Source organism: Paucibacter sp. B51 (assembly GCF_027863535.1).
Taxonomy (GTDB): Bacteria; Pseudomonadota; Gammaproteobacteria; order Burkholderiales; family Burkholderiaceae_C; genus Paucibacter_A; species Paucibacter_A aquatilis.
The window spans coordinates 938,596-964,935 of record NZ_JAPIVN010000001.1 but is presented as its reverse complement, the minus strand read 5'-3'; the positions used below and the strand labels follow the sequence as shown (position 1 = coordinate 964,935).

Genomic DNA, 26,340 nt, shown 5'->3' with positions numbered 1-26,340 from the left:
CAACCGTCGCGACAGACGACGAGACCGCCGGAGACACGGTGTATGTATGAGAACAAGAAGCTGGGCTTTCTGTTCGTCCTGCCATTTGTGCTGGGCGTGCTGCTGTTCAAGCTGTTTCCCTTCGTGATGAGCCTGGCGCTCAGCTTCACGCAGTACGACATCATCAACCCGCCCGAGTTCGTCGGCCTGGACAACTACCGCGAGCTGGCCACGCAGGACCCACTGTTCCGCAAATCGCTGGGTGTGACCCTGCTGTTCGCCATGCTGGCCGTGCCGCTGCGCGTGGGCTTTGCGCTCTTCATCGCCCATGTGCTGAACTTCCGCATGCGCGGCATCAACTTCTTCCGCTCGGCCTTCTACCTGCCCTCCATCCTGGGCGGCTCGATCGCGGTGGCTGTGCTCTGGCGCTTCATCTTTTCCCAGCATGGCCTGGTCAATATCGCCCTGGGCAAGTTCGGCATCGAGCCGATCTCCTGGCTGGCCGACGAGCATTTTTCGATGTGGACCATCGTGCTGCTCTTCACCTGGCAGTTCGGCTCGGCCATGGTGATCTTTCTGGCAGCGCTGCAGAACGTGCCGATCGCGCTCTACGAGGCGGCCGAATGCGACGGCGCCAGCAAGCGCCAGCAGTTTTTCCGCATCACCGTGCCCCTGATCACGCCGGTGATCTTCTTCAACATGATCATGCAGATGGTGCACGCCTTCCAGGAGTTCAACGGCCCCTACATGATCACCGAGGGCGGGCCGCTGAGCTCCACCTATGTGCTGGCGCTCTACATCTACGACCAGAGCTTCCGCTTCTTCAACCTGGGCTACGGCGCAGCGCTGAGCTGGGTGCTGTTCGCCCTGGTGGCAGCCTTGAGCGGCCTGTCCTTCTGGAGCTCGCGCTACTGGGTGTTCTACGCCGGCGAGAAGGAGAGCAAGCGATGAGCGGCGGCTCCGAACTGATCCTGGTGCGCGAGCGCGGCCGGCCCTGGCTGCGCTATCTGGCCCTGGGCGCCGTGGCCATCGTCATGCTGTACCCGCTGCTCTGGCTGGTGGGCGCTTCGTTCAAGAGCAACACCGAGATCTACACCGAGATCGGCTTCTGGCCGGCCCACTTCGATTTCGGCGCCTACGCCAAGGGCTGGAAGACCAGCACCGAGTACACCTTCGCCACCTACTTTCTGAACAGCTTTCTGATCACCATCCCGCGCATCCTCGTGACGGTGATCTCCTGCGTGCTGGTCGCCTACGCCTTCGCCCGCTTCGAGTTCTGGGGCAAGAAGCTGCTGTTCTCGGTGATGGTGGGCACCATGATGCTGCCCCTCATCATCCTGCGCCTGCCGCAGTACCTGGTGTTCAAGGAGGTGGGCTGGCTGGATTCCTACCTGCCCCTGATCGTGCCCTCGGCTTTCGCCACCGACACCTTCTTCGTCTTCATGCTGGTGCAGTTCCTGCGGGGCATCCCGCGTGACATGGAAGAGGCCGCGCAGATCGACGGCTGCAACGCCCTGCAGCTGCTCTGGCACATCATCGTGCCCCTGCTCAAGCCGGCCATCATCTCGGTCATCGTCTTCCAGTTCATCTGGACCATGAACGATTTCATGGGCCCCCTGATCTACCTCTCCACGGTCGAAAAGTACCCGGTCTCGCTGGCGCTGAAGATGAGCATCGGCGCCACCGAAGAGGTCGAGTGGGCCAGCGTCATCGCCATCTCCGTGCTGGCCCTGGTGCCCTCGGTGACGGTGTTCTTCCTGGCGCAGAAGCACTTCATCGAAGGGGCGACTTCGAGTGGGGTGAAGGGATGAGTGGCGCGCTTCGGGAGCATGGGGCGGGCGGTTCCGCTCATGTCCCCCTGTCCGGGCTGCGCCCGGCCATTCCTCCTTTACTTCGCTTCACCGCCCACCCCATGCCCCCGATGGACTGCTCTTACTCGGGCCCGGAAAGGCCGCAGCGTCGCGGGGCTGGACGGCAGGGGGTCCTATGAAGCGAAGTAAAGGAGGAGGCCGAAGGCCGGGGGACATGAGCGGAATAGGGCGCCCTGCCGTCCAGACCTTTCACAAATCGACCGAATAGAAATCTGACGGAGACAACAGTGGCCCACCTGAGCCTGAAGAAAATCGAGAAGGTCTACCCCAATGGCTTCAAGGCCGTGCATGGCGTGGACCTGGAAGTGCAGGACGGCGAGTTCATGGTCTTTGTCGGGCCCTCGGGCTGCGCCAAGTCCACGCTGCTGCGCATGATCGCCGGCCTGGAAACCATCTCGGGCGGCGAGCTGCAGATCGGCGGCCGGCGCGTCAACGATCTGGCGCCCAAGCAGCGCGGCATCGCCATGGTGTTCCAGAACTATGCGCTCTACCCGCATATGAAGGTGTACGACAACCTGGCCTTCGGCCTCAAGCTGGCGGGCACGCCCAAGGCCGAGGTCGACCAGCGCGTGCGTCAGGCCGCCCAGCTGCTGGAGATGGAGCATCTGCTGGACCGCTACCCCAAGCAGCTCTCCGGCGGCCAGGCCCAGCGCGTGGCCGTGGGCCGCGCCATCGTCAAGAAGCCCGAGGTCTTTCTCTTCGATGAGCCGCTCTCCAACCTCGACGCGAAACTGCGCGCCTCCATGCGCGTGCGCCTGACCGAGCTGCACCGCACCCTGCGCGAATCGGGCCAGCCAGCCACCGTCATCTACGTGACCCATGACCAGGTCGAGGCCATGACCATGGGCCAGCGCATCTGCGTGCTCAAGGACGGCGTGATCCAGCAGGTGGACACACCGACCGCGCTCTACGACCGGCCGGCCAATGCCTTTGTGGCCAGCTTCATCGGCTCGCCCGAGATGAACATCCTCGAGGCCCAGCTGCAAGCCATCGGCGGCGATGCCGGCGAAGACGGCCTGGCTGTGCTGCTCGGCGCGCAGCGCCTGCCGCTGCCGCCGGCCAAGGCCGCACGCCTGCGCGGCCGCGCCGCCGCCATCAAGTTCGGCCTGCGGCCCGAACACATCAGCGCCCAGGCCCGGCCTCAGGGCGACAGCCTGGCCGTGCCGGCCACGCTGCGCTTCATGGAGCATATGGGCAGCGAAGTCTTCGTGCACCTGTCCATCGGCGACCAACCGCTGACCGCGCGCGTGCCGGCCGACCAGCTCAACGGCCTGGCCGACAAGCAACGCGGCGACAGCCACCTGTTCCATCTGCAGATGGCCTGCGCCCACCTGTTCGACGCCGACACCGGCGCGAACCTGCTGCTGTGAAGCCCGCCCTGCTGCAACGGCGAACGGTGCTGGCCGCCGGCATGGCCGGTGCCGCGAGCAGCTTGCTGCCCGGCTGCTCGCCGAGCGGGCCGGACGGCAGCGCCAGCACAGGCGCTCCGACCGTGCTGCGCTTTGCCTGGTGGGGCGGCGCCAGCCGGCATGAGGCCACGCTCAAGGCCGTGGCCGCTTTCGAAGCCGCGCACCCGGGCGTCAAGATCAAATGTGAGTACATGGGTTTCAACGGTTATCTGGAGCGCCTGACGACCCAGATCGCCGGCGGCTCCGAGCCCGATCTCATGCAGATCAACTGGGCCTGGTTGGCCATGTTCTCCAAGCGCGGCAACGGCTTTGCCGACCTGCTGCAGCAGCGCCAGCACCTGGCCCTGGATCAGTTCGAGCCCGAAGACGTGCAGACCGGCATGGTGGCCGGCCACCTGAACGCCCTGCCGGTCAGCTACAGCGCCCGCGTGCTGCTCTGGAACCAGGCGGCGTTTGATCGCGCCAATATGGCCCTGCCCAAAACCTGGGACGAACTCTTCGCCGCCGGCGCCCTGATGCGCACCCGCCTGGGCCCGCAGGCCTACCCGCTGGACGGCGAGCTCTACGACATGATGCTGCTGTCGCAAAGCTATGTGCAGCAAAAGCATGGCACGCCCTATGTGGACCCGGCCTCGCCGCGCGTGGCCATGGATGTCGCCGCCGCGCTGGACTGGGTGCGCACCTACCGCCGCCTGGTGGACGGCCATGTCGCCACGCCGCTGAAGCTGCGCGCCAGCCTGGGCGGCGCCGACAAGGCCACCGAGCAGCAACAGGACTGGGTGGTCGGCAACTGGGCAGGCAACTACACCTGGGATTCGGTGATCGGCCTGCGCGCCGCCACCCTGGACAAGAAGCAGCGCCTGGTGCTGGGCGACTACCCGACCCTGCCCGGCGCCAAGAACAGCGGCATGTTCGGCCGCCCCACCGTGATGCTGGCCGTGGGCCGCAACAGCAAGAATGCCGCGCTGGCCGCCGAGCTGCTCAGTTATCTGCTGACCAGCCGCGAGGCGGCGCTGATCCTCGGCCGCACCCGCGGCGTGCCCGTGGCCAAGGCCCAGGTCGAGGTGCTGCTGGCCGCCAAGAAGCTGCCGCCGCTGGAGCTGCAAGCGCATGAGCAGATCCGCCAGCAGCGCGCGGCCGGCCAGATCGCCCTGCCGGCGCCCTTGTTCGAACATGCCCGCCTGCACAAATTCATGCGCGAGGTGTTCGAGACCATCGCCTACGGCAAGACCGGCGACGAAGACGCCGCGCGCCGCCTGATCACCGAGGGCAATGCCCTGCTGCAGCGCATCAAGTGACCCCGCCCCTGCCTGGAACGACCCGATGAAACGCACCGAACGCCAGCTCCACTTCACCGACTGCCCCCAGCTGCGCCTGAGCGCCAGCGAGGGCGGCCGCGTCACCCGCCTGACACCGACCGACGTCACCTGCCATCGCAACTACTTCTACCAAAAGTGCTTCACCAACGATGGCCAGCGCCTGATCTTCGGCGCCGAGTTCGGCCCGGGCACGGACTGGAACTACCACCTGCTGGACCTGCAAAGCCAGGTCGCCACCCAGCTCAGCGAGGGTGCGGGTGAAAACACCTTTGGCGGCTTCCTCAGCCCCGACGACCGCCACCTCTACTTCGTGCGCGCCGAGCGCCAGCTGATCCGCCTGGACCTGGGCGACCTCAGCGAGGAGGTGGTCTACACCGTGCCCCAGGGCTGGGTCGGCTACGGCACCTGGGTGTCCAACAGCGCCTGCACGCAGATGGTGGGCATCGAGATCCATGCCGACGATTGGTTCCCGCTGTCGGACTGGCAAAAGTTCCACCAGATGTACCACGCGCAGCCGCGCTGCCGCCTCTTCCGCATCGACCTGGCCACCGGCGAGCGCCAGGTGATCCTCGAGAAGAAGGGCTGGCTCGGCCACCCGCAGTACCGCCCCTTCGACGACCACACGGTGGCCTTCTGCCACGAGGGCCCGCACGACCTGATCGACGCCCGCATCTGGTTCATCAACGAGGACGGCAGCGGCCTGCGCTGCGGCCGCGAGCACGAACCGGGCGAGAGCATCACGCATGAGTTCTGGGTGCCCGACGGCTCGTCCATGATTTTTGTCTCCTACCTGGAAGGTCAGACGGATCGCTGGATCTGCTCGCTCGACCCGGTGACGCTGGAGAGCCGCCGCCTCAGCGCCATGCCGCCCTGCTCGCACCTGATGAGCAATGGCGACGGCAGCCTGCTGGTGGGCGACGGCAGCGGCACACCCACCGATGTGGCCAACACACGCGGCCACGAGATCCAGAACGACCCCTTCCTCCATCTTTTCGACCTGCGCGCCGGAAGCACCCGGCCCATCGCCCGGCACAACAGCTCCTGGCGCGTGCACAAAGGCAACCGCCAGGTCACCCACCCGCACCCCTCGTTCACGCCCGACCAGCGCCAGGTGCTGTTCAGCTCGGACGCGGAGGGCGAGCCGGCGCTTTATTTGGCTGATCTGGAGTGAAGGTACTACGTATGGGTCGAAGTGCACTTGCACTGGCCCTTGCCCTGCTGGCCGGCAGCGGGCAGGCCAACCCTGAGCTGCGTCCGCAGCTGAGCGAAGGCCAAGCCCGGCTGCAGACCCGCGCTGCGCTCCTCGCGGATTGGCAGCCCGCAGCGGCGCGGCCCCTCGCCGAGCTGCCCGCTCATTTCAGCGTGGCGGCCGACGGCAGCGGCAGCCACAGCAGCCTGCAAGCGGCCATTGATGCCCTGCCCTCGCGCAGCGCTGCGCCGGTGGCCGGTGCACCGGCGCGTTACTTCATCCGCCTGGCGCCGGGCCGCTACGTCGAGAACGTCTGCATCCACGACAAGCCGCCACTGACGATTTACGGCGCTGGCGGCGAGCCCGGCGCGGTGCGCCTGGTGGCCAGCCGCTTTGCCGCCCAGCCGCGCGAAGCCGTCAGCGCCTCGCCCTGCTTTCCGGCCAGCAGCACGGCTCGCCATGGCACGGCCGGCAGCGCCAGCGTGGCGGTGTTCAGCGACGAAGTCACGCTGCGCCATCTCAGCATCGTCAACAGCGCCCTGGACGGCGTGCGCGACGGCCAGGGCTATCCGCCCGAGGTGGGCGAGGGCGGCGGCGCCCAGGCCGTGGCCTTGATGACGCGCGGTGACCGCATCGAGCTGGACCGGGTTCAGCTCTGGGGCCATCAGGACACCTTCTATGCCAGCCGCCGCCGTGAGGGTGAGGGTGAGGGCTTGAGCCGCGTCTGGGTCCATGACAGCCTGATCGCCGGCGATGTCGATTTCATCTTCGGCGATGCCCGCCTGCTGCTCGAGCGCTGCACCGTGCTCAGCCGCGCCGGGCGGCGCACGCCGGGCGAGGGCGGCATCGTGCTGGCGCCGAGCACAGCGGCGAACGAGTCTATCGGTTTCATCGTGCAGGACAGCCGCTTCCTGGCCGAACCTGGCCTGGCGCCGGGCAGCGTCTGGCTCGGCCGCGCCTGGGACCAGGGCGTGGCCAAGGGCGAGTGGCGCGCCGGCCCCTCGGCACCGAATGGCCTGGCCGTGGTGCGCGAAAGCCGCATCGGCGCCCACATCCACGCCCGGCGCGAGGGCGTCTGGGGCCCCTCCACCGCACGCCGGCCACACCAGACCGAGGGTGACGCAGCCAATCGCCTGTTCGAACACCGCAACCAGGATTTGCCATGAAGCCCCTCCGCCGCAGCCTTCTTCTCATCCTGCCGGCCTGCAGCTTGATCGCTTGCAGCGCCCTGCCGGTCGAGCGAGCCAACACCGAACTCAGCCCCTGGGCCCGCAGCGTGCTGGCGCCTGGCGACGGCTGGGCCTCCTTGAATGGCGGCACGCGCGGTGGCGCCGATGCCGCCGCGGCCGATGTGTTCACCGTCAGCAGCCGCGGCGAGCTGCTGGCCGCGTTGGCCGGCCCGGCCCGGCCGCGCATCATCCAGGTGCGCGGGCGCATCGACCTCAGCGCCGATGCCCAGGGCCGGCCGCTGCAGGAAGAGGACTTCCGGGACCCGGACTTCAGCTGGACCGCCTTTGAAGCCGCCTACGCCCCGGCCACCTGGGGCAAGGCGCCGCCCAGCGGGCCGCAGGAAGAGGCGCGGCTGCGCTCGGCACGCCGGCAATCGGCCCACACCACGGTGCGCATTCCTTCCGACACCACCCTGGTCGGCCTGGGCCCGGAGGCCGGCTTCAAGAACGGCATGCTGCTGCTGGACGGGGTGCAGAACATCATCGTGCGCGGCCTGCATCTCTCCGATGCCTACGACTTTTTCCCCGCCTGGGACCCCAAGGACAATGCCAGCGGCGAGTGGAACTCCGAGTACGACAACCTCTCGCTGCGCGGGGCGCGCCGGGTCTGGGTGGACCACTGCACCTTTGACGACGGCGAGCGCCCCGACCGCGCCGAGCGCTGGGCCCTGGGCCGGCCCATGCAGCACCACGATGGCCTGCTGGACATCACCCAGCAATCCGATCTGGTGACGGTCAGCTGGAGCCATTTCCGCGACCACGACAAGACCCATCTGATCGGCAGCAGCGACAGCCGCAGCGAAGACGCCGGCCATCTGCGCGTCAGCTTCCACCACAACCACTGGGAACGCACCCAGGCGCGAACCCCGCGCGTGCGCTACGGTCAGGTGCACCTCTACAACAATCTGTTCAGCGTGCCGAACCTGAAAACCTATGACTACAGCATCGGCGTGGGCGTGCAGTCGCGCATCCTCAGCGAGTCCAATGTCTGGCGCAGCGCGCCGGGCCTGTCGAGCCGGCAGTTGGTGAAGTGGTGGAAGGGCCAGCATTTCGCCGACCGCGGCTCCTTGCACAACGGCCAGCCGGTGGACCTGCTGGCCGAGCTGCGTGCGGCCAGCCCGGGCGCGGTGATTTCTGCCGACCTGGGCTGGCAGCCGGTGCTGGCGGCGCCGGTCGAGCCGGCCGAGCAGGTCGAGGCCCGAGTTCTTGCTGGGGCCGGGGCCGGGCTAGCCCGGTAGAGCGCAAACGCCAAGCCGTGGACAATCCACTTCAAATGAAACACCAGCCCGGGGAAAACAAAACAATGGATGACGATTCAGTCGACAGCGGCGGCAAGCAGCCCGAATCGGTGGCCGCGGTGCTCAAGGTGTTTGCCATCCTGCAAGCCCTGTCCGAGCGCAGCGAGACCGGCATCTCCGAGCTGTCGGTGCGCCTGGCCATGCCCAAGGCCACGGTCTACCGTTTCCTGCAGACCATGATGACCCTGGGCTATGTGCGCCAGCAGGCCGACAGCGAGCGCTACGGCCTGAGCATGAAAGCCTTCGAGCTGGGCGCCAAGGCGCTGCAGTACCCCGACCTGGTGGACCTGGCCAAGCACCACATGCAGATGCTGGCCGACAAAACCGGCGAGACCGTGCACCTGGGCACCTTGATCGACAGCGAGATCATCTATGTGCACAAGATCGACTCGCGCCACACCCTGGGCATGTATTCCAAGATCGGCCGCCGCGCGCCCTTGCACTGCACCGCCATCGGCAAGGTGCTGATGGCCTGGGAACACCCGGAGCGGCGCGATCGCATCCTCGACAGTGCCGAGTTCAAGCGCTTCCGCGACAAGACCATCGTCGAGCGCGGTCCCTATCTGGCCGAGCTGGAGCGCGTGCGCGCCCAGGGTTACGGCGAAGACCGCGAAGAGTTCGACGACCACATCCGCTGCCTGGGAATCCCCATCTTCGACCGGCTGAACCAACCGATCGCGGGCATGAGCATTTCCTTCCCGACCTTCCGCTACGACGAGGAGAAGGCGCCGGAGATCATCGCCATGCTGACGACCGCCAGCCGCGACATCTCGACCCGGCTGGGCTGCACCAAGTTCCCACTGGACCCGCCGACAGCAGCCGGCCGCGTCTGAAACGGCTGACTTACTTGCCGTAAGGCCACTGGGCCTTGCGCGTCGGCGCTTTCACGCCCTTGCCCTGGGCGGCCCACTGTTTGTAGGCCGTGGGCGTGAGCTCGCGCTTCATCAGCTGCACCAGCTCGCCCTGGCCGAGCCCATGCTCCATCAGCACCTTGCTGTAGGGCGGGAGATCGGTCCAGGCGGTGGCGATGACGCGCTTGATTTCTTCAGCGCTGAGACGGGGGATGGGTTTTGCCATGGCGCGATTGTCCCTTGCTTGAGCCCGGTTCAGTGGCCCGCGAAGTCAACCAAGGTGAACAAAGGCAGTCCCGCCGCCCGCAACTGGGCCGAACCGCCCAGTTCCGGCAGGTCGACGATGGCACCGCACTCCACCACCTCGGCGCCCAGGCGCTGCAGCAGCTTGGCGCCGGCGCCCATGGTGCCGCCGGTGGCGATCAGGTCATCGATCAGCACCACACGCTCACCGGGGCGCACCGCGTCGGTGTGCATCTCGACCGTGGCGCTGCCGTATTCCAGCTCATAGGTTTCTTCCACGGTGGTGAAGGGCAGCTTGCCTTTCTTGCGGATGGGGATGAAGCCGATGTTCAGCTCGTAGGCCAGCACCGAGCCGATGATGAAGCCGCGCGCATCGAGCCCGGCGATGGCATCGGGCTTGAGGTCGAAATAGCGGTGCACGAACTGGTCGATCAGCACCCGGAACACCCGCGGATTGGACAGCAGAGGCGTGATGTCGCGGAACTGCACGCCGGCGCTGGGCCAATCGGGCACGGTGCGGATGTGGCTGCGCAGGTAGTGACCGATGGCGGCATCGGCGGCAGAAGTGGGCATGGCGGGGGGTTCCGAGGGGCCGGAACGAAAGCAGACAGAAGCCCCGATGGTAGCGAGCCTGGACCGCAATGAGTCAGGCTCGGGGCTGGCTCGGGGCCGCCTCGCTGCGGCGGGCTCCGCTCAGGCCGCGCGCACCGCCGGGGCACAGACCAGACGGGCCCGGCCGTTTTGCTTGGCGGCGTAGAGCGCCGCATCGGCCTGCTCAACCAGGCGCAGCGGGCTGGCATGGGCCTCGGCCACACAGGCGGCCAGGCCGATGCTGAGGCTCAGGCTGCGGCGCAGCGGCGAGGCGGCATGCTCGATGGCGGCCAGGCGCAGGCTGTCCAGGCAGCGCTGGGCCAGGGTTTGCGCCTGGGCCAGGTCGGTGTCGGGCAGCAGCAGCACGAACTCTTCGCCGCCGAAGCGGCAGACCGTGCCGCCGCTGCGCCCCACGCAGGTGTGCAGCAGTTCGGCCACGCGGCGCAGGGTCTCGTCACCGGCAATGTGGCCGTAGTGGTCGTTGTATTGCTTGAAATGGTCGATGTCGACCATCACGCAGGCGAGGCTGTGGCCCTCGCGCGCGCTGTTCAGCCATTCCTGCTGCAGCAGGTGATCGAAATGGCGGCGGTTGCCCACGCCGGTGAGGCCATCGGTGGTGGACTGGCGGGCCAGCTGGGCATTGGCCAGCTGCAGGGCCACCTCCTGGCGCTTGCGTTCGCTCAGGTCGGTGATGATGCAGACGAAACGGTGGGTGGTGTCGGTGCGCACCTCGGCCATGTTCAGCTGCAGGGTCAGTTCTTGCCCATCGCGGCGGCGCGTGCTCAGCTCGCGCGGCTCGCCCAGCAGCTCGGCCGGGCTGTCGCCCATGCAGATGCCGAACAGCAGGTCGATGTGGCTGCCGCGCAGCTCGGCGGCGCTGAAGCCAAAGAGGCGCTCGCCGGCGGGGTTGAGCTCCAGCACATGGCCTTCAGTGTCCAGGGTCAGCACGCCATTCGGCGCCGCGCGCACAAAGGCTTGCAGATGGGCCTGGCTGGCAGCCAGGCGCTGCTGCTCCAGGATCAGGTCGCTGACGTCCAGGCGCACGCCGACCATGCCGCCCGAAGGCGTGCGGCGCTCGAAGATGCGCAGCCAGCGGCCATCGCTCAGGCGCTGCAGCAAGGCCTCCTGGCCGCGCGCGCGGTCGGCAAAGCGCTGGGCCAGCCATTCCTCCTCGCGGCCCACGGCGGCGGGGATGGCGCCTTCGCGCACCGAGCGGCGCACCAGCTCCTCGAAGCTGGCGTGGCGCTGGAAGTCCGGCACCATATGCGGGTAGTTGGCGGCCAGCTGCTGGTTGTAGGCGACCAGGCGGTCGTCGGCATCGAAGATCTCGACGCTGGCCGGCAGGGCATCGATGGCCTCGGCCAGGCTGCGGTTGGCAGCGCGGATGCGCTCGCGGGCGCGGCGCAGGGCCAAGGTGGCCAACAGGGCCAGGACCAGGTTGAAGCCCAGGCTCAGCTCGGCCAGGCCGGGCAGCCAGCGCGGGTCGGGCTCGCTGGCCTGGTCGACCCAGAACACGCCCAGCTGCAAAGCCAGGGCCAGCACGACGGTCAGGGGCAGCCAGCGGATGGCGGCATCGGGGTTGTAGGACTTCATGGGAGGCCGCAGCGTACCCAGGCCCGCCCGCAACGCCCAGCCCACCCTTGGGGGGCCGGGTAAACCCGGGCCCTGTGTGTGCCCTTAGCACAAAAGACAAGTGTCCCGCGCCGAGACAAGATTCATTGCCCTCTGGTACCGTGCGCGATTGCAAAGAGGGTGATCGGGGACACACAGCATGAACAGCCAAACCAACAAGCGTCTGGAGCAACTGAGTGCGGCTGACTTGTTGGGCATACGCCGCGGCATCGAAAAGGAAAGCCTGCGCGCGCGCCCGAACGGCCAGCTGGCACTCACCCCCCACCCGGCAGCCCTGGGCTCGGCCCTGACGCACCCGCACATCACCACCGATTTCAGCGAATCCCAGGTCGAGCTGATCACCGGCGTCCATGCCGGGGTCGAGTCTTGCCTGCAGGAGCTGACTGAGGTGCATCAGGCCGTCTACCAGACCCTGCACGAGATGAGCTGCTGCGGCCAGAGCAGCGAGGAGGAGCGGCTCTGGGTCGGCTCCATGCCTTGCGGCCTGCCCACCGACGAGACCATCCCCCTGGGCCGTTATGGCCACTCCAATGTCGGCCGCAGCAAGAGCGTCTACCGCATGGGCCTGGGCCAGCGCTACGGTCGGCGCATGCAGACGATTTCTGGCATCCACTACAACTGGTCCCTGCCCGGCGTCAGCAGCGAGCAGTACTTCGCCCTGATCCGCAATTTCCGCCGCCATTCCTTCTTGCTGCTGTATCTCTTCGGCGCCTCGCCGGCCCTGTGCTCCAGCTTTGTGCAGGGTCGCCAGCACGAGCTGCAGTCGCTCAATGGCGGCACGCTCTACATGCCGCATGGCACCTCGCTGCGCATGGGCCGCCTGGGCTACCAGAGCGACGCGCAGGCCTCGCTGGCGGTCAGCTACAACTGCCTGGAAAGCTATGCCGATTCATTGCAGGACGCGCTGACCCGGCCCTATCCGGCCTATGAAGCCATCGGCGTGCAGAACCCCGGCGGCGACTACAACCAGCTCAGCACCAGCCTGCTGCAGATCGAAAACGAGTTCTACGGCACCATCCGCCCCAAGCGCGTGATCCGCTCGGGCGAGCGCCCGCTGCACGCGCTGCGCGAGCGCGGCGTCGAGTACGTGGAGGTTCGCTGCATGGACCTCGATCCCTTTGTGCCGGTGGGCATCGCGGCCCCGACCGTGCGCTTCCTCGATGTCTTCCTGCTGCACTGCCTGCTCAGCGACAGCCCGCCGGACACCCCCGAAGAGATCCGCGCCCTGGGCCAGAACCAGCACCTGGTGGCCGCACGCGGCCGCGAGCCGGGTCTGCGCCTGCAAACCCCGGACGGCGGCAGCCGCACCTTGCAAGACTGGGGCACCGAGCTGCTGGACGGCTGTGCGCCCATGGCCGCCGCGCTCGACGCCGCACATGGCGGCCACGACTACCGTGACGCCCTGGCCGCCGCCCGCCGCACCCTGGCCGAACCCGACAGCACCCCCTCGGCCCGGGTGCTCGCTGCCATGGCGCGCAGCTTCGATGACTCCTACATCGGTTTCATCCGCCAGCAGTCCGAGGCCACCCGTGCCCAGCTGCTGGACCTGCCCTACAGCGCCGAACTGGCCCAGCGCTTCGCCGCCCAGGCCGCCGAATCGCTGGCCGAACAGGCACGCATCGAGGCGGCGGACACCCTGCCCTTCGAGGCCTACCGGCAGCAGTATCTGGCGCCGGAGCGGATGGAAGTCTGAGGAGCCCGCGCTGCGGCGCTATTCCCGACTCGCGCCGGCCCGATAGCTGCGAAGGCCGCCCCCGAACCTGCGTCCACTGGCAGGAGCGCTGCGGCGCAGACTGGCCTCAAAACGCGAGGTTCCTAGCCAAATGCTTGCCTACCATATAGCCCGCAGCCACGCCGATGGCGACGAGCACACCCAGCACGAGCAGGGTGCTCTTCAAGGCATCGGGTACCCGCTGGTCGACTCGCACAACTTCGGACCAGGCAATGCGCCTGGGTTCGCTGGACGGGCCGCTCAGGCCGCTGAGATATTCCTGATCGGATTGGGTGACCCGCAAGGCAATCTGCTCGCCCGTGGCCAGCACCACGGTGATGTCCTCCTTCTCGGCCAGCTTCGGGCGTTGCGTTGTCGCGTCGTCCTTGGCGATAGCAACCGTCTGCAAAGTCGTGCAGGCCGACAGGCACACGCAGCTGACAACAATGACTGCTTTCTTGATCGCGCTCTTCATGTCCAATTTCCTCCCCCTGATCTTTTACAAAGACTCTTCCTGGATCGCCCTAACGTACGGGTCCGCCGGATCTTAAACCACGGCTCCGGCCGTGCCAGAGACTAGGCTTTGCAGACCGGAGGCGAATCGGGCCAAGTATTCATCGCATGGCGCGGGCTCAGCTATCACCCTTTTGGGGCGAATGCGACGGGCTCGGCAACAGTATTTGGCGAAGGGGTGGCAGCCAGGAGAGGCAAGCCGTCCATTTTGAAAACTAGGGCAGGCGCAGCTCGACGACACGCCAGGCGAACAAGCCCCGGCGATGCAGCACCAGCTCCACCGGCTCCTCGTCCTCACCGAGCGGTCGGATGCTGAAGACAAAGCGGTTCGGATGTTCGTAGGCCATGCGCGTCTCCAACCGCCGGGCGGCGACCTCAGGCGCCGGCGCCGAGGCGGGCAGGCCCGCGGCGGCCGGGGGCACGCCTTGCAGCAGGCGGGCCAGGCTGGCCGGGGTGATCAAGGCCTCGACCATGGGGCCGAGCAGGGCGCCCGCCACGGCTGCGCCCATGGCTCGGGCCGGGCTGGGCGGCTGCGTGCGGTCGCTGGCGGAGGAGAGCAGGCGCTCGTGCACGCCCTGCTTGACGCTGGCGCGCAGGCTGGGAAAGTCGACCCAGGCCGCCAGGCCCGCGCCATCACGCTCTCGCGCGGCCTCACGGATCTGCATCAAGGCCAGGTAGGGGCTGGCATACAAGGCCAGGCCAGCCAGGGCCAGCGCGGCCAGCAGCCAGTGCTTGAGTTTGAAGCGCTTGAGGCTCATGCAGCACCCATCCTCAGCGCTGGGCCAGCGCCAGGCGCAGGCCAAAACCCAGGAACACGGCACCGATCGCGCGGTTCAGCCAGCTCACCACGCGCGGGCTGGCCGTGATGCGGCGGCTGGCCTGCGCCGTGCTCCAGGCCAGGAAATGGCACCAGAGCATGCCGTTGAGATTGAAGACCAGGCCGAGGAAGACAAAGGCCAGCGGCTTGCTCGGCGCATCGGCCGCAATGAACTGGGGCACAAAGGCCAGGAAGAACAAGGCCACCTTGGGGTTGAGCACATTGGTCAGCAGGCCCTGCAGATAGATGCTGCGCAGGCTTTGCTTTGGCGGCAGCGTCGCGGCGGCTTCGCGGGGGCCCTCGGCCGCGGCGCGGCGGAGCAGCAGGCTCAGGCCGATGTAGACCAGATAGGCCGCGCCCAGCAGCTTGACCAGACCGAACGCCCAGCTCGACGCCGCCATCAGCGCCGACAGGCCCAGCGCTGCCGCCAGCACATGCACCAAAATGCCGCTGCCCACGCCCAGCGCCGCGGCCGAACCGGCCCGAAAGCCCTGGCTGGCGCTGCGGGCCATGATGAGCAGGGAATCCGGCCCAGGCGCGATATTGAGCAGCAGGCCCGAAATGATGAACAGGGTCAGGTCTTGCGTGCCAAACATGAGGATCACCGCGCTCCAGAACACCGAGAGAAAAGAAGAGAAGGGCCAGCTTAAACCAGGGCCAGCCGGGCGCCAGAACTCACAGCAGGTCGACCACGCCCAACCGGGCCATGCACCAGGCAAACGCCGCGAACAAGACCAGCGTCAGCACCAGGCTGCAGCCCAGGGCCGGCCAGAAGCCCCAGCGGGCCAGCAGCCAGGGAAAGACCAAGAACATGGGCAGGGTCGGCAGCACATACCAGAAGGTGTAGCGCGCATGGCTGGCGATCTTCTCGACCGGCTGCTGCTCCAGCTGCAGCCACACCAGACTCAGCACCGTGATCAAGGGCAGGGCGGCGACCAGCCCGCCCAGCTTGTCATTGCGCCGCGCAAACTCCGACACCACCACCACCACGGCGGCGGTGAGCAGGTACTTGATCCAGAGCCAGCTGTTCATGCGGCCAGTGTAGGCGGCTGCTGGACCGGCCCGCCGCATGAGCAAACCCTCGCTTCATGCCACGATACTGCCGCCATGACCACCCTCCATCCATCCCCAGCCCCAGCGCTGCTGCGCCAGGCCACGCGTGCCGACATCCCCGGCATGCACCGCGTGCGCCGCGCCGTGCGCGAGAACCCGCTCACCAGCGATGTGATCCGCGAAGCACACTACATCCCCGCCATCGAGGACACCGGCCGCGGCTGGGTGATGGAAGATCAGGAAAGCGGCGAGGTGCTGGCCTTTGCCGTGGGCAATGCCCAGACCGGCAATATCTGGGCCCTGTTCGTGGACCCCGCCCACGAAGGCCGCGGCTTCGGCCGCCGCTTACAAACTGAGATGGTCAGCTGGCTGTTCAGCCAGGGCCTGGAACGCCTGAACCTAGGCACCGCACCCGGCACCCGCGCCGAAGCCTTTTACCGCGCCACTGGCTGGACCTACCTGGGCATCGATGCGCATGGGGAGGCGAGCTTTGAGATGAGGCGGGGCTGAGGCCGGATGTCGGCGCGCCAGGATTTGCCCTGCCATGCGGCCCACAGTCCTAGAGGATTGCAGGTCCGCTGAAGCAGGGTAGCGTGAGACATGTTCCGTTGACCCGTGCTGTCAGCGCTGCTGCTGTTTCAAAATACAGCCATCGCTCGTGAGGGCCCAGCTGCGCTGAGATTCTGTAGTCCGCAATTGGCTCGATTGATTGCATGCCCGGCGAGTCTCATCCGCGACCCACCTTCGACCAAGTTAGAACGCTATGGGCCCATTGTTCTCCGCATTGCTTCTAACCCTCTGCATGGCGCTTGCATTGGTTGTGGCGTTCATGGTCGTTCGTTCTTTCCAGCCAAGATCGGTTGCTGTTCGAGTTGCGGCTGCCTTCGTTGCAGGCGCAATGATTGGTGGTGTCGTAACTACGCTTGCACTCGCCCACTTCACTCCAGCCACCTTAGTGGAGACTTGGCAGGTCATCGCATACTTTGCGGCGCTTGCCATTGGCGCCGTACTCGGTGGTGTGTTTCTGGTCATTCTCGGTATCAAATGCCGCGTTCTAACCCTCGACTCAAGCAGTTCGCCTCAAACGGCGTCCGCCTAGCTTCGCTTTTTGACTGAGAACAGCAGACCAACAATGGCCGTCGAACCCGCGCTTGGATCTCGAATTCTGAAAGTCAACCATGCCGGCGAGCATGGCGCCATTTGCATCTACACAGGGCAAATCATCGCGGCACGACTGACTGCCCGAGACATGGTTGCCGAGCTGGAAGAGTTCAGGTCGCACGAACGACGACACAGGTCCATCTTCTGGTCGGAACTCGAGCGGCGCGGGCATCGGCGCTGTCGCAGCTACTGGCTCTGTGCGCTTGGGGGCTTTGTGCTTGGCGTCGTGACCGGCCTGCTTGGCCGCAAGGCAATTGCAGCAACCACGGTCGCAGTCGAACGCGTCGTTCTAAGCCATCTGGAGCACCAGTTAGAGCTGCTGCAGGGAAAGGATGAAGCCGCCGTGGCGGCCATCTCTGCAATCGTCGAAGACGAGCGGCAGCATCACGATCACTCTGCGGCCCACTTGAGGGGCGGGCGACTCTGGCCGCAAGTGCTCTCGCCGGTGGTTGCGGCCTCTACTGAGGCAGTCATATGGTTTGGCATGCGAGCGTGAGCCCTTAACAACTTGGACCGAAGCGCAAGATGTCGTCCGTCAGTAGGAACTCGACCGCAAGTTGTAGACGATCCAATGCGAGTACGTTACTGACCCAGAGAGGCTGACCTTCGCGGATGAAAGCCTTGCGGCGTTGAGAATCTGTGGCCTCCACGAGGGTCGATTGCTCAAATGTTGGGCAGAATTCGTCAACGATGCAAATACAACGAAGTTAGGTGGCAACTGCAATGCGTACATGTAGACGGCTGCTTTTCATATTGCTTCTTTGTCAGGGGCTAGCGGCGGGCGCGTCAGATTTGGATGTGGTTATTTCAAAGATGGCTATGCCGCCCAGTGTGCGGCCATCCCAACTATTGCTATATGACCTCGGCTACTCGTCACCATTTGCCGTTCAGGTAGCGTATTACCCCAGGCGACCAGAATGCGCGCAGGCCAGGGGCAAACGGGTGCTTACAGTTCAAGTCATCGACTTTGGAGAAGATCCTGACTTCGCCACTTATTGCCTCTCCACTACCGCGATAGTTGAACGAGTTAAGGTTGAAGAGGTCGACGATGAGGTGTCGCACATTGGGCGTGCATCTTTGGTTTCCATTTGGGTACTCGATGCGAATGGCCAGCGTCTAATTAAGGTCAGAGTCTCGCCATGGGGAGGAGCCATTGTGCAATAGCCACCATCCACATAACCCGTCTCTCAACTGGACCCGCAACGGCAAGCCACCTTCGGGCCTAATTTCACTCTGGCCCTGCAGCGTCCTGCCGTTGCGGGTCAGTTAGCTCAAACGTTATGGCGCAAGTGACGATTGACGAGACGGCGTCTGCGATTGGTCGCACATCGACGGACGCTGTTGTTCAAGGGTTGGCTCGTCTGCTGGTCGAATGGAAGTTCAATGCAGACAACGTGGATGAACTGCGAACACAGGTCGAGCGCTACATTCGCAATAGTTGGATAGCCGACGATTCGACGCATGCAGCTGTTTATGTTCTTTGGTCGGCGTTCTGTAAGACTGCAATTGATTGCATCGGCGGCATGAGCATGAACGAGCGGCTCTTTCGCTTGGGGCTCTTCGAGAGGTTCGACAATGCAAGTTCGCCGCTGGCGAGGGAAGAGATCTATGCAAAAGTGCTCGCGGCGCAATAGCCTGTCATTGGAGCGGACCACCTAGGGCGTTTGCTCACTTTCACGCTATGGCGCAGAGGAGAATTGATGCCTATTCCAAAAGACGAGAGAAAGCTCGTCGAGCTATTCCGGGAGCTTGGGGCCCGTGATCCTGAAGGCTGGGCGGCCTCGCAAGTGTCCGAAGGCGCCAATCAGCTCCACCGGTTTTTGTTTCTTCGCCAAGCGTGGGAGCGAGTGGTCTCTGAGAATAACGACGCATGGATTGATCAGGAGATCGCCAACTCCCAGCGGAATCCAGGTCAGCCATTTGCTGGCGTCGGGCATGCACTTGCGCGAATGCAAGCAATGGGTGTGTCCCGCGAGGACATCGTTGACTTGACTCGAGGCATGCAGGCACGGCTGCTCTTTGACATCTGCTACTTGCTGGGTGATCCGTCAATACGCGAGCCGGGCGTCGAGGACCTTGGTTGGGCGCTGGTAGAGACGAACGAGGACTTTGAGCCAACGGGAGAGTCGATTTCTGGCCTGCATGAGTCTGTGTTGGACACCGACCCAACTGGCAGAGACATGCGTCCACGCAATGCGCCGTAGCCCATCTCTCAACCGGACACGCTTCCCGGCTACGTCACCCTGTCGTATGCCAGTTAACTCAAGCATTGGGCAGCTTCATTCATCGCTACGAAAGTGCAAATGAGACTACGAAAACTTCTATTGGCGCTATCTGCTGTTGTTATTGCTGGATGCGCAACCCCGTATCAACCACTTGGGTCGCTTGGCGGATATTCCGAGAAGCAGTTGGAGCCAAAGGTTTACGAAGTCACCTTTCTTGGCAATGGCGGCGTTTCAAGAGAGTTGGCTCAAGAGTACTGGCACCGTAGGGCTAGAGAGCTTTGTGGTGGCGACTACGAACACACTCTCTCTGGGCCTGGATCAACTTCCTTCAGCATGAGTTTGCCAGTCGGCGGACTGATGGTTCCGGTGTCTGGAACACATCCGAAGATTGTGGGAATCGTCAGGTGCAAGTAGGGGAAGTCGTTCGTTCATCTGGCTCTGCCCTATTCAGTCATTCGCCTACCTCATCACTCAACCGGAGTCGAAACGGCAGGCCAGAGGGTGTATTGCATGTATGAGGCACCGCTCGACCTTTGCTGCAGCGGATGGCTTCGCCCACCGCTGTAGTAAATACTTGTCATCCAAGTTCCCAGCACCTACCCGGCAATCACATGAGCGAATTCAGCGACAGTTATCAGTTGAAATCGAGCACCACGACTGATGGTCTATCTCTTCTGCGACGCGCAGGCCTTGACGGTTATGTCTTTCCCGCTGAGAACGGGTGGGTCACGATCCTCGCGGAAGGCCCCATGTTTGAGCCCAACAATCAACTGATTGAAAGCAATGTCGGGGTGTTGCTTCACTACATGTATGCCGAGGATTACGGATGGTCCGTGGAGGTCTATCAGGGGCCCGACCTGGTCACTCAGCATGAGTGCGAATGGGAGCCAAGGCTCAATGTCGTGAACAAACTGGACGTGGAGGCAGCGGATCGCGTTCTCGGCTCCGCATTGTGCTCATTCGATACCGCACGACTTCGTATGCTGCTCGATCCAGAAGACTTAGACCAGGTTGCTAAGCTTGAGCCTGCTAAGGCGTTCGCGGAAGCTGTTGGGCTCACGCACTTCGAATGGCTGTCCTTCGAGTACATCTACGGTGACATAGAGCGCGGTCAAGCTCTACCAGAGGGTGTCATCGCAGTTTTAGAGCGTGACGCCTGAACCCCTCAGTTCAAACATTGGCGTGTCGCAGTCAAGGCGACTGACTTATGCAAGATAGAGCAGAAATCTACTGCCCCCACTGCAAGTGGCGGCCCAGACCAGAAGACAGGTGGGATTGCATGCCATCCTGCGGAACTGTGTGGAATACATTCTGGACTCGAGGCGTTTGTCCTGGGTGTTCCTACAAATGGCAGAAAACTCAATGTATCGAGTGCGGCGAACTTTCACCGCATGAGACTTGGTACCACTATCCAAAGAATGCCGACCTTGAGCAACTGGAGGCTGAGCGGGATCTATCAAACTAGGCCCGACCGCGGCACTGCGGCAGACTGCGCTAAACAGACGCTCAGTTGAATCGTTGAACTGTCATGCGGCCATTGCTCGACCACGAGATTCCTTTGACCCAGCACCTGCTTTCTATTGGATGCAGGCATGAGCGTGCGGAGCAACTGCTGGTCGAGCCCCTTTCGGGCGGCGGAATGGGCGGCTTGCGAATTGGAGGATCGTCAATTGAATGGGAGCTGGGTCGGAAGGTGGCGGAAACGCAATTCTCGGATGCCGATGGAACTCCGGTCATCGCTTCGCTGAACGTAGATGTCTACGATCAACTCTTTGAGATCGACGTTTGGAAAGTCGATTTTTCGGCATTGCAGCGCTGGCCCTCGCAAAACGAGGTGTCGCAAATGCTGTTCAACCCTTCGCTCTGGGCCAGCGGGGTCAGACCTTAAATTTCAAGGGGCCTCAGGTTCATAAGTCCGCCCCCCTTCCGGGAATCGCCTGATGCGGGCAGGTCAGACGAGCCCCTCCATCAGTCGTGTGCAATCCCGGACAGAAGCATTCACAAGCCATCGGCAAGCCCGACCGTCAAAGCCAGGCCCGCCGCCACCCCTCACGGCTTCGCCGCCCCGGCCGCCTTCAACATCGCCTCGCTGACCACCTTGACCGGGGCGCTGCCGTAGCTGAGGAAGTTCTCGTGGAAGGCCTTGAGCTTGAAGGCGGGGCCTTGTGCGGCTTTGAGCTGTTCGCGCAGGGCCAGGATTTCTGAGAAGCCTGCAAAGTAACTGCTCAGCTGTACGGCGCTGACTTGAGAGCGGTGCCATTTCTCCTTGGCCTCGGTCCGAGCCTGGAAGGCTTCGCGTTGCAGCAGCTGAATGGCCTCGGCCTCGCCCTGGCCCAGCACATGGGTTTGATAGTCCAGGATGGCATTGCAGACCACGCGGAGGTTCCACTTCGCGTACATCAGGCCCATCTCGGGGCTGGGCTGGCCGTTGACGGAGCCCCAGCCGCTTTCCATCATCATGCGCTCGGCGTAGACGGCCCAGCCTTCGATCATGGCGCCGTTGCCGAACAGACTCTTGACCTTGGAGCTGGACTTGTTCGAGTACAGCAGCTGCACATAGTGGCCGGGCACGGCCTCGTGGATGCTCAGCACCTGCAGGGCCCAGTGGTTGTACTCGCGCAGAAAGGACTCGGCCTCGGCTGGGCTGTATTTGTCCAGCGGGTCGACGTTGTAGTAGGTCATGCCCTTGGGGTCCAGCGGGCCGGGCGCGCTGATCGAGGCGCCGGCCACGCCGCGCATGTAGGCCGGGGTTTCGCGCACCAGCAGGGGGCGGCTGGGGTCCAGGGTCAGCAGGTCATGCTCTGTGACCCAGGCGGAGAGCGCGGGGATCTGGGCCTTGATCTCGTCGACAAAGCCTTCGGGCGTGGCGTGACGCTCGCTGAGCTTGTCGATGACGCGGGCGATCAGGTCCAGGCGCTCGGCGGGCACGGCCTCGTCCGGAAAGAGCTGGGGCCACAGGCCCAGGGCCAGCTCGCCCATCTTCTGGTGAAGGGCGGCCTTCTCGGCCAGGGCGCGCTGGTAGAGGCCATCGGCATCGACACTGGCCTGGATCTCATAGCCAAAAGACTTCTCGAACAGGGCGCGGCCGAGGCGGAAATCGCGGCCGGTGCCGGCGGCCGTCTGGCGCGCATCCAGGGCCTTGAGCTCGGCGATGAACTGCTCCAGGCTGCGCTGTGCCGCCTCGTTATGTTTCAGCAGATAGGCCCTGCGGGCCGGCGAGAGCTTGGCCTTGGCCGCCGCCTCGGGAATGCTGCTGCGGAAGGTCTCCAGCGCCCCCTCGCTCTGGCGGATGGCCAGGCGCAGATGCATGGAGCTGGGGTCCTTGAGCTTGAGCAGGGCGGCGCGGTAGTAGGCCGGCACCTGCTGCAGGCGGCGCTCCACCAGGGCCAGGCGCTGCGGCAGGGGCGCGAAGTCTTCCTTGCTGAGCAGCTCGGAGAAGCCATTGGCCACGTTGTACTCGGACGGGTTCCACTGGTCGCTGCGCAGCTCACTCAAGCTCCACTGCAGGCCGCGCAGGTGGTTGTCCAGCAGGGCCAGGTCGCTGCGCTGGCCGGCATCGAGCGCCAGCTTGGTGGGCAGGGCCTGCAGGCGCTGGATCCAGCGCTCGGCGAAGGCCAGCTGGGCCTGCCGCAAGGCCTCGGTCGGCGCCGGCAGCTGGGCCGCGGCAGCGTACTGGCCGGCGGCCACCGCCATCTCGGGCACCAGACGCCAGTACTCTTTCAGAAAGGCATCGACCTCGCGGTCGAAGGCGCGGCTGGCGGCCGAGGGCGCAGCGGCACTCGCTGCCTGCGCGCCCGCCAGCGCCAGGCCGCCTGCGGCCTGCACCCCGCTGAGGCTCCCGAGCAAGACCAGGCTGGCCACCAGGCTGCGCAGACGAGGGCGGGAAATGAAGGTCGTATTCATGGGCAGGTGCGGGGGCGAGAGTCGGGGGAAGCGAGAAACCGGCGGCGGGCCGGCCAGGCGGGCAGTGTAGCCAGCTCCCTGCGCGTTACCGCTGGGTTACCTGCGCGCTGCCGGCACCTGCGCGCACCGTGCGGCAGGGGCTGATCGGCTGGCGCGCCAAGCGCAAGCGCGGCGACCTTCGGGCTTTGCTTTCGATACGCCCAGGTTCAGCGCGCAGGCCCTTGCAGACACCGTAAAACGCCGCAGACCGCGGCAAGGGCAGGGCTAGACTGAGCCGCACCCCACTCCACTCAACGCGATCAAACGACGACCCCAGCCAGCACGGGAGGACCCATGAAGACCGAGATCGAAGCCATCGCCACCGTCCACGCGCGCCGCCCCGCGTCGGAAGATGATTTCTGGGGCGGCGAGGAATCGTGCATCCGCCTGGCCGAGGGCTTTGACGCGGAGGCTCTGCAGGGCCTGGATGCGTTTTCCCATGTGGAGCTGCTCTTTCTCTTCCACTGTGTGGCGCCCGAGAAGGTGGTGCGCGGCGCCCGCCACCCGCGCAACAACCCGGCCTGGCCGGCCGTGGGCATCTTTGCCCAGCGGGCCAAGAACCGGCCCAACCGCATCGGCAGCACCATCTGCCGACTCTTGCGCGTGGAAGGGACGCAGCTCTTCGTGGCCGAGCTCGATGCGATCGACGGCACGCCGGTGCTGGACATCAAGCCGGTGATGGCCGAGTTCCTGCCGCGGGGGCCGCTGCGTCAGCCGCCCTGGTCGCATGAGCTGATGCGCGACTACTGGTCGCACAAGGCCTGAGACCGCATATGGGCTACTAAACAAGCCTGCTCAGCACTCACGGGATAATGCCCCCTGCGCGCCAGGCCTGGCCTGCGTCAGCCCTGATACCCCTGATACCCCCGTTCACCCACACCTCACAAGGAGCGCTCAGCCATGATGCAGCCCGTCCGGTTGCCCCCCAGCCCGATGACACGGCGAAGCCTGGCCCTGCGGGCCCGGGCCGGCCTGCTCGGTCTGGGCGCTGCCGCGGCCCTGAGTCTGGCGGGCTGTGCGGTGCAGATGCCCTTCCAGGCACCGGCCGAGAAGGCCGGCAAGACCACGGTCTACCAGAACGAGCGCTTCCAGGCGGACGAGACCTTTTCGCGCCTGTTCGACGGCAGCGTCGAAGACACCTGCGAAGCGGCGCGCCGCGCCCTGCTGAGCCAGGGCTATGTCATCAGCCCGACACCGGCCAATGCCGTGCCGCCGAGCAGCAACAACAGCTCGGTCACGGGTCGCAAGCATTTCCAGCCCGATGGCGATGTCCATGTGGAGATCAGCTTCAATGTGGTGTGCGCGCCCGATGGCCGCCAGGACCAGGTGACCACCGCCTTTGTATCCGCCCAGCAAGACCGTTACTCGCTGAAAAAAAGCAGCAATTCCACCAGCATCGGCGTGAGCGCCCTGGGCTCCATCTCGGTGCCCATGTCCTCGACCGATGAGTCCCTGGTCAAGGTGGCCAGCGAGACCATCCCGGCCGGCGCCTTCTACGACCGCTTCTTCAGCCTGATGCAGCGCATGCTGGGCGAGCGGGTCGCCGACAAGTAGTCCGCCGACCTCAATCCGACTTCAGGGCCTGCGCCCGGGCGCGCAGCAGGGCTTGATCCTGCGCATTGCCGCTCAAGGCCGCCGCGCGCTCGAAGGCGACCCGGGCCTCCTCGCGCCGCCCCAACCGCTCCAGCACATCGCCTTCGGCGCTGGCCAGCCAGGGGTAGTCACGCAAGGCCGGCAGCTCGCGCAGCGGCTGCAGCAGGGCCAGGGCCACGGCCGGCCCGCCACCTTGCTCGGGTGACTGGCGGCTGACGGCCACCGCCCGGTTCAGGCGCACCACGGGCGAGGGATAACGCGCCATCAAGGCGTCATAGCCGGCCACAATCGCCGCCCAATCGGTGGCCTCGGCCGTGGCCGCGCGGGCATGGCAGACGGCAATCGCCGCTTGCAGCTGGTAAGGCCCGGGGCCGGTCGCCTCGTGCTGGGCCAGGGCCTCGGCGCGGGCCAAAGCGCCCAAGCCACGGCGGATCAGCAAAGCATCCCAGCGGCGCCGGTCCTGGTCCATCAGCAGCACGGGCTGGCCTTGTTCATCGAGCCGCGCCGCCAGGCGCGAGGCCTGGATCTCCAGCAGAGCCAGCAGGCCGTGAACCTCGGCCTCCTGCGGGCTCAGGCCGGCCAGCACCCGGGCCAGGCGCAGCGCCTCTTCGCACAGCGTGGGGCGCATCCAGTCCTCACCCTGGCTGGCGGCGTGGCCTTCGTTGAACATCAGATAGATCACGGCCAGCACCGAGCCCAAGGCCTCGCTGCGCGCCTCGCCCTGGGGCAGCTCAAAAGGCAGGCCGCTGTCGGCCAGGGTGCGCTTGGCGCGCACGATGCGCTGGGCCACGGTGGGCTCGGGCTGCAGACAAGCGCGGGCGATCTCGGCCGTGCTGAGGCCGCCGAGCAGGCGCAGGGTCAAGGCCAGGCGGCTGGCCGGCGGCAGCACCGGGTGGCAGGCGATGAAGAGCAGGCGCAGCAGATCGTCGTCGATATGGGCCGCATCGGCAGCCTGGTCGAGGCTGCGGATCAACTCGGGCGCGAAATCGGGCTCCACATCGGCCTGCAGGCTTTGCAGATCCTGGGCCAGGGCTTCCTCCTGGCGCGCCTGCATGGCCACGCGGCGCAGGTGATCGAGGGCGCGGTGTTTGGCCGTGGTCATCAGCCAGGCGGCCGGATTGTGGGGCAGGCCGTCGCGCGGCCAGGTCTCGAGGGCGGCCAGCAGGGCGTCTTGCGCCAGCTCCTCGGCGCGGTCCAGATCGCGCACCAGGCGGGCCGCATGGGCGACGATGCGGGCCGACTCCTGGCGCCAGATGGCCGCCACGGTGTCGTGCAGGGCGCTGTCTTCAGGCATCGCTGCCGGGGTCGGCACAGGCGCTGGTGTCCATGAAGCAGAGCTCCCAGATGTGGCCGTCCAGGTCCTCGAAACCATGGGCGTACATGAAGCCATGGTCCTGCGGCGCGCGGGGTGCGCTGCCGCCGGCGGCCACGGCCTTGGCCACCAAGGCGTCCACCTCGGCGCGGCTGCTGCAGGACAGGCAGAGCAGCAACTCGGTGCCCTGGCGTGCATCGACGATGGGCTTGCCGGTGAAGCCCTGGAAGAACTCGTGCACCAGCAGCATGGCGAAGAGGTTCTCACCGAGCACCAGGCAGGCGCCCTGCTCGTTGCTGAACTGCGGGTTGAAGGCGTAGCCCATGGCTTCGAAGAAGGCGCGCGAACGCGCCATGTCGCGGATGGGCAGATTGACGAAGATTTGCTGATGCATGGTGTGGT

At 65.6% G+C, this 26,340-nt stretch carries 28 protein-coding genes; 18 read left to right on the top strand and 10 right to left on the bottom strand.

Translation table 11 applies throughout. From position 1 onward, the window contains the following. Nucleotides 1-42: 42 nt before the first annotated feature. From OOB33_RS04145 to kdgR, 8 genes are all read left to right on the top strand, one after another. A complete protein-coding gene (locus OOB33_RS04145) occupies nucleotides 43-930 on the top strand; it encodes a carbohydrate ABC transporter permease (protein ID WP_271007768.1) in 888 nt (295 codons plus the stop codon). Further along, on the top strand, nucleotides 927-1,790 hold the full coding sequence (locus OOB33_RS04140) for a carbohydrate ABC transporter permease (protein WP_171828549.1): 864 nt from the start codon (nucleotides 927-929) through the stop codon (nucleotides 1,788-1,790). The genes OOB33_RS04145 and OOB33_RS04140 overlap by 4 nt, the downstream gene beginning before the upstream one ends. A gap of 287 nt (nucleotides 1,791-2,077) precedes the next feature. After that, nucleotides 2,078-3,220: an ABC transporter ATP-binding protein gene (locus tag OOB33_RS04135; protein WP_271007767.1), complete on the top strand. Its 1,143-nt coding sequence runs from the start codon at nucleotides 2,078-2,080 to the stop codon at nucleotides 3,218-3,220. Beyond that, the gene (locus tag OOB33_RS04130) at nucleotides 3,217-4,557 is read left to right on the top strand and encodes an ABC transporter substrate-binding protein (RefSeq protein WP_271007766.1); all 1,341 of its coding nucleotides are present in this window, start codon (nucleotides 3,217-3,219) and stop codon (nucleotides 4,555-4,557) included. The genes OOB33_RS04135 and OOB33_RS04130 overlap by 4 nt, the downstream gene beginning before the upstream one ends. 25 nt (nucleotides 4,558-4,582) lie before the next feature. Beyond that, the gene (locus tag OOB33_RS04125; RefSeq protein WP_271007765.1) at nucleotides 4,583-5,749 is read left to right on the top strand and encodes an oligogalacturonate lyase family protein; all 1,167 of its coding nucleotides are present in this window, start codon (nucleotides 4,583-4,585) and stop codon (nucleotides 5,747-5,749) included. An 11-nt stretch (nucleotides 5,750-5,760) separates the two neighbouring features. Continuing rightward, entirely contained in the window at nucleotides 5,761-6,933 is a 1,173-nt protein-coding gene (locus OOB33_RS04120) for a pectinesterase family protein (RefSeq protein ID WP_271007764.1), read from the top strand. Next, nucleotides 6,930-8,234, top strand: a complete 1,305-nt coding sequence (locus OOB33_RS04115) for a pectate lyase family protein (RefSeq protein WP_271007763.1) — start codon at nucleotides 6,930-6,932, stop codon at nucleotides 8,232-8,234. The genes OOB33_RS04120 and OOB33_RS04115 overlap by 4 nt, the downstream gene beginning before the upstream one ends. A gap of 65 nt (nucleotides 8,235-8,299) precedes the next feature. After that, nucleotides 8,300-9,127, top strand: a complete 828-nt coding sequence (kdgR, locus tag OOB33_RS04110) for a DNA-binding transcriptional regulator KdgR (RefSeq protein ID WP_271007762.1) — start codon at nucleotides 8,300-8,302, stop codon at nucleotides 9,125-9,127. Nucleotides 9,128-9,137: 10 nt separating this feature from the next. Here kdgR and OOB33_RS04105 read toward each other — a convergent pair whose 3' ends face one another. From OOB33_RS04105 to OOB33_RS04095, 3 genes are all read right to left on the bottom strand, one after another. Further along, nucleotides 9,138-9,371, bottom strand: coding sequence for a DUF2805 domain-containing protein (locus OOB33_RS04105; RefSeq protein WP_102768755.1), 234 nt, complete (start codon nucleotides 9,369-9,371; stop codon nucleotides 9,138-9,140). Nucleotides 9,372-9,400: 29 nt separating this feature from the next. Then, entirely contained in the window at nucleotides 9,401-9,961 is a 561-nt protein-coding gene (locus OOB33_RS04100) for an adenine phosphoribosyltransferase (RefSeq protein WP_102768756.1), read from the bottom strand. Between the two features lie 120 nt (nucleotides 9,962-10,081). Beyond that, entirely contained in the window at nucleotides 10,082-11,572 is a 1,491-nt protein-coding gene (locus OOB33_RS04095) for a GGDEF domain-containing protein (protein ID WP_271007761.1), read from the bottom strand. Between the two features lie 178 nt (nucleotides 11,573-11,750). Between OOB33_RS04095 and gshA the strand changes: the two genes are divergently transcribed. Beyond that, the gene (gene gshA, locus OOB33_RS04090) at nucleotides 11,751-13,304 is read left to right on the top strand and encodes a glutamate--cysteine ligase (protein ID WP_271007760.1); all 1,554 of its coding nucleotides are present in this window, start codon (nucleotides 11,751-11,753) and stop codon (nucleotides 13,302-13,304) included. Between the two features lie 106 nt (nucleotides 13,305-13,410). Here gshA and OOB33_RS04085 read toward each other — a convergent pair whose 3' ends face one another. The 4 genes from OOB33_RS04085 to OOB33_RS04070 all read right to left on the bottom strand — a co-directional run bounded on the left by OOB33_RS04085 (nucleotide 13,411) and on the right by OOB33_RS04070 (nucleotide 15,684). Beyond that, nucleotides 13,411-13,797, bottom strand: coding sequence for a hypothetical protein (locus OOB33_RS04085; protein ID WP_271007759.1), 387 nt, complete (start codon nucleotides 13,795-13,797; stop codon nucleotides 13,411-13,413). Between the two features lie 253 nt (nucleotides 13,798-14,050). Beyond that, nucleotides 14,051-14,593, bottom strand: a complete 543-nt coding sequence (locus OOB33_RS04080; protein WP_271007758.1) for a DUF2939 domain-containing protein — start codon at nucleotides 14,591-14,593, stop codon at nucleotides 14,051-14,053. A gap of 13 nt (nucleotides 14,594-14,606) precedes the next feature. Further along, nucleotides 14,607-15,248 (bottom strand): LysE family translocator, encoded by a 642-nt coding sequence (locus OOB33_RS04075; protein WP_271007757.1) that lies wholly within the window; start codon nucleotides 15,246-15,248, stop codon nucleotides 14,607-14,609. A 79-nt stretch (nucleotides 15,249-15,327) separates the two neighbouring features. Beyond that, nucleotides 15,328-15,684: a DUF3147 family protein gene (locus OOB33_RS04070; protein ID WP_271007756.1), complete on the bottom strand. Its 357-nt coding sequence runs from the start codon at nucleotides 15,682-15,684 to the stop codon at nucleotides 15,328-15,330. A 75-nt stretch (nucleotides 15,685-15,759) separates the two neighbouring features. On the opposite strand from OOB33_RS04070, the gene OOB33_RS04065 reads away from it, so the two are divergent. From OOB33_RS04065 to OOB33_RS04040, 7 genes are all read left to right on the top strand, one after another. After that, nucleotides 15,760-16,215 carry a GNAT family N-acetyltransferase gene (locus OOB33_RS04065; protein WP_271007755.1) on the top strand — a complete coding sequence of 152 codons (456 nt, stop codon included), beginning with the start codon at nucleotides 15,760-15,762 and terminating at the stop codon, nucleotides 16,213-16,215. 622 nt (nucleotides 16,216-16,837) lie between these two features. Beyond that, complete coding sequence (locus tag OOB33_RS04060; RefSeq protein ID WP_271007754.1) at nucleotides 16,838-17,362, top strand: demethoxyubiquinone hydroxylase family protein; 525 nt, start codon at nucleotides 16,838-16,840, stop codon at nucleotides 17,360-17,362. A gap of 793 nt (nucleotides 17,363-18,155) precedes the next feature. Then, a complete protein-coding gene (locus OOB33_RS04055; protein WP_271007753.1) occupies nucleotides 18,156-18,500 on the top strand; it encodes a hypothetical protein in 345 nt (114 codons plus the stop codon). Nucleotides 18,501-18,566: 66 nt separating this feature from the next. Then, nucleotides 18,567-19,070 (top strand): hypothetical protein, encoded by a 504-nt coding sequence (locus tag OOB33_RS04050; protein WP_271007752.1) that lies wholly within the window; start codon nucleotides 18,567-18,569, stop codon nucleotides 19,068-19,070. Between the two features lie 99 nt (nucleotides 19,071-19,169). Beyond that, complete coding sequence (locus tag OOB33_RS24500; protein WP_442952987.1) at nucleotides 19,170-19,505, top strand: CC0125/CC1285 family lipoprotein; 336 nt, start codon at nucleotides 19,170-19,172, stop codon at nucleotides 19,503-19,505. A gap of 197 nt (nucleotides 19,506-19,702) precedes the next feature. After that, nucleotides 19,703-20,251, top strand: coding sequence for a hypothetical protein (locus OOB33_RS04045; RefSeq protein ID WP_271007751.1), 549 nt, complete (start codon nucleotides 19,703-19,705; stop codon nucleotides 20,249-20,251). A gap of 368 nt (nucleotides 20,252-20,619) precedes the next feature. Beyond that, nucleotides 20,620-20,979 carry a DUF6984 family protein gene (locus OOB33_RS04040; RefSeq protein ID WP_271007750.1) on the top strand — a complete coding sequence of 120 codons (360 nt, stop codon included), beginning with the start codon at nucleotides 20,620-20,622 and terminating at the stop codon, nucleotides 20,977-20,979. A 161-nt stretch (nucleotides 20,980-21,140) separates the two neighbouring features. Here OOB33_RS04040 and OOB33_RS04035 read toward each other — a convergent pair whose 3' ends face one another. After that, nucleotides 21,141-22,994 carry a DUF885 domain-containing protein gene (locus OOB33_RS04035; protein ID WP_271007749.1) on the bottom strand — a complete coding sequence of 618 codons (1,854 nt, stop codon included), beginning with the start codon at nucleotides 22,992-22,994 and terminating at the stop codon, nucleotides 21,141-21,143. Between the two features lie 333 nt (nucleotides 22,995-23,327). Here OOB33_RS04035 and OOB33_RS04030 point away from each other — a divergent pair, with 333 nt between their 5' ends. Then, nucleotides 23,328-23,798 carry an SAM-dependent methyltransferase gene (locus OOB33_RS04030; RefSeq protein WP_271007748.1) on the top strand — a complete coding sequence of 157 codons (471 nt, stop codon included), beginning with the start codon at nucleotides 23,328-23,330 and terminating at the stop codon, nucleotides 23,796-23,798. A 135-nt stretch (nucleotides 23,799-23,933) separates the two neighbouring features. After that, entirely contained in the window at nucleotides 23,934-24,587 is a 654-nt protein-coding gene (locus tag OOB33_RS04025) for a DUF2242 domain-containing protein (protein WP_271007747.1), read from the top strand. 10 nt (nucleotides 24,588-24,597) lie between these two features. Here OOB33_RS04025 and OOB33_RS04020 read toward each other — a convergent pair whose 3' ends face one another. Continuing rightward, nucleotides 24,598-25,920, bottom strand: coding sequence for an RNA polymerase sigma factor (locus OOB33_RS04020; protein WP_102768767.1), 1,323 nt, complete (start codon nucleotides 25,918-25,920; stop codon nucleotides 24,598-24,600). Further along, nucleotides 25,913-26,332, bottom strand: a complete 420-nt coding sequence (locus OOB33_RS04015; protein WP_102768768.1) for a VOC family protein — start codon at nucleotides 26,330-26,332, stop codon at nucleotides 25,913-25,915. The genes OOB33_RS04020 and OOB33_RS04015 overlap by 8 nt, the downstream gene beginning before the upstream one ends. Nucleotides 26,333-26,340 lie beyond the last annotated feature (8 nt).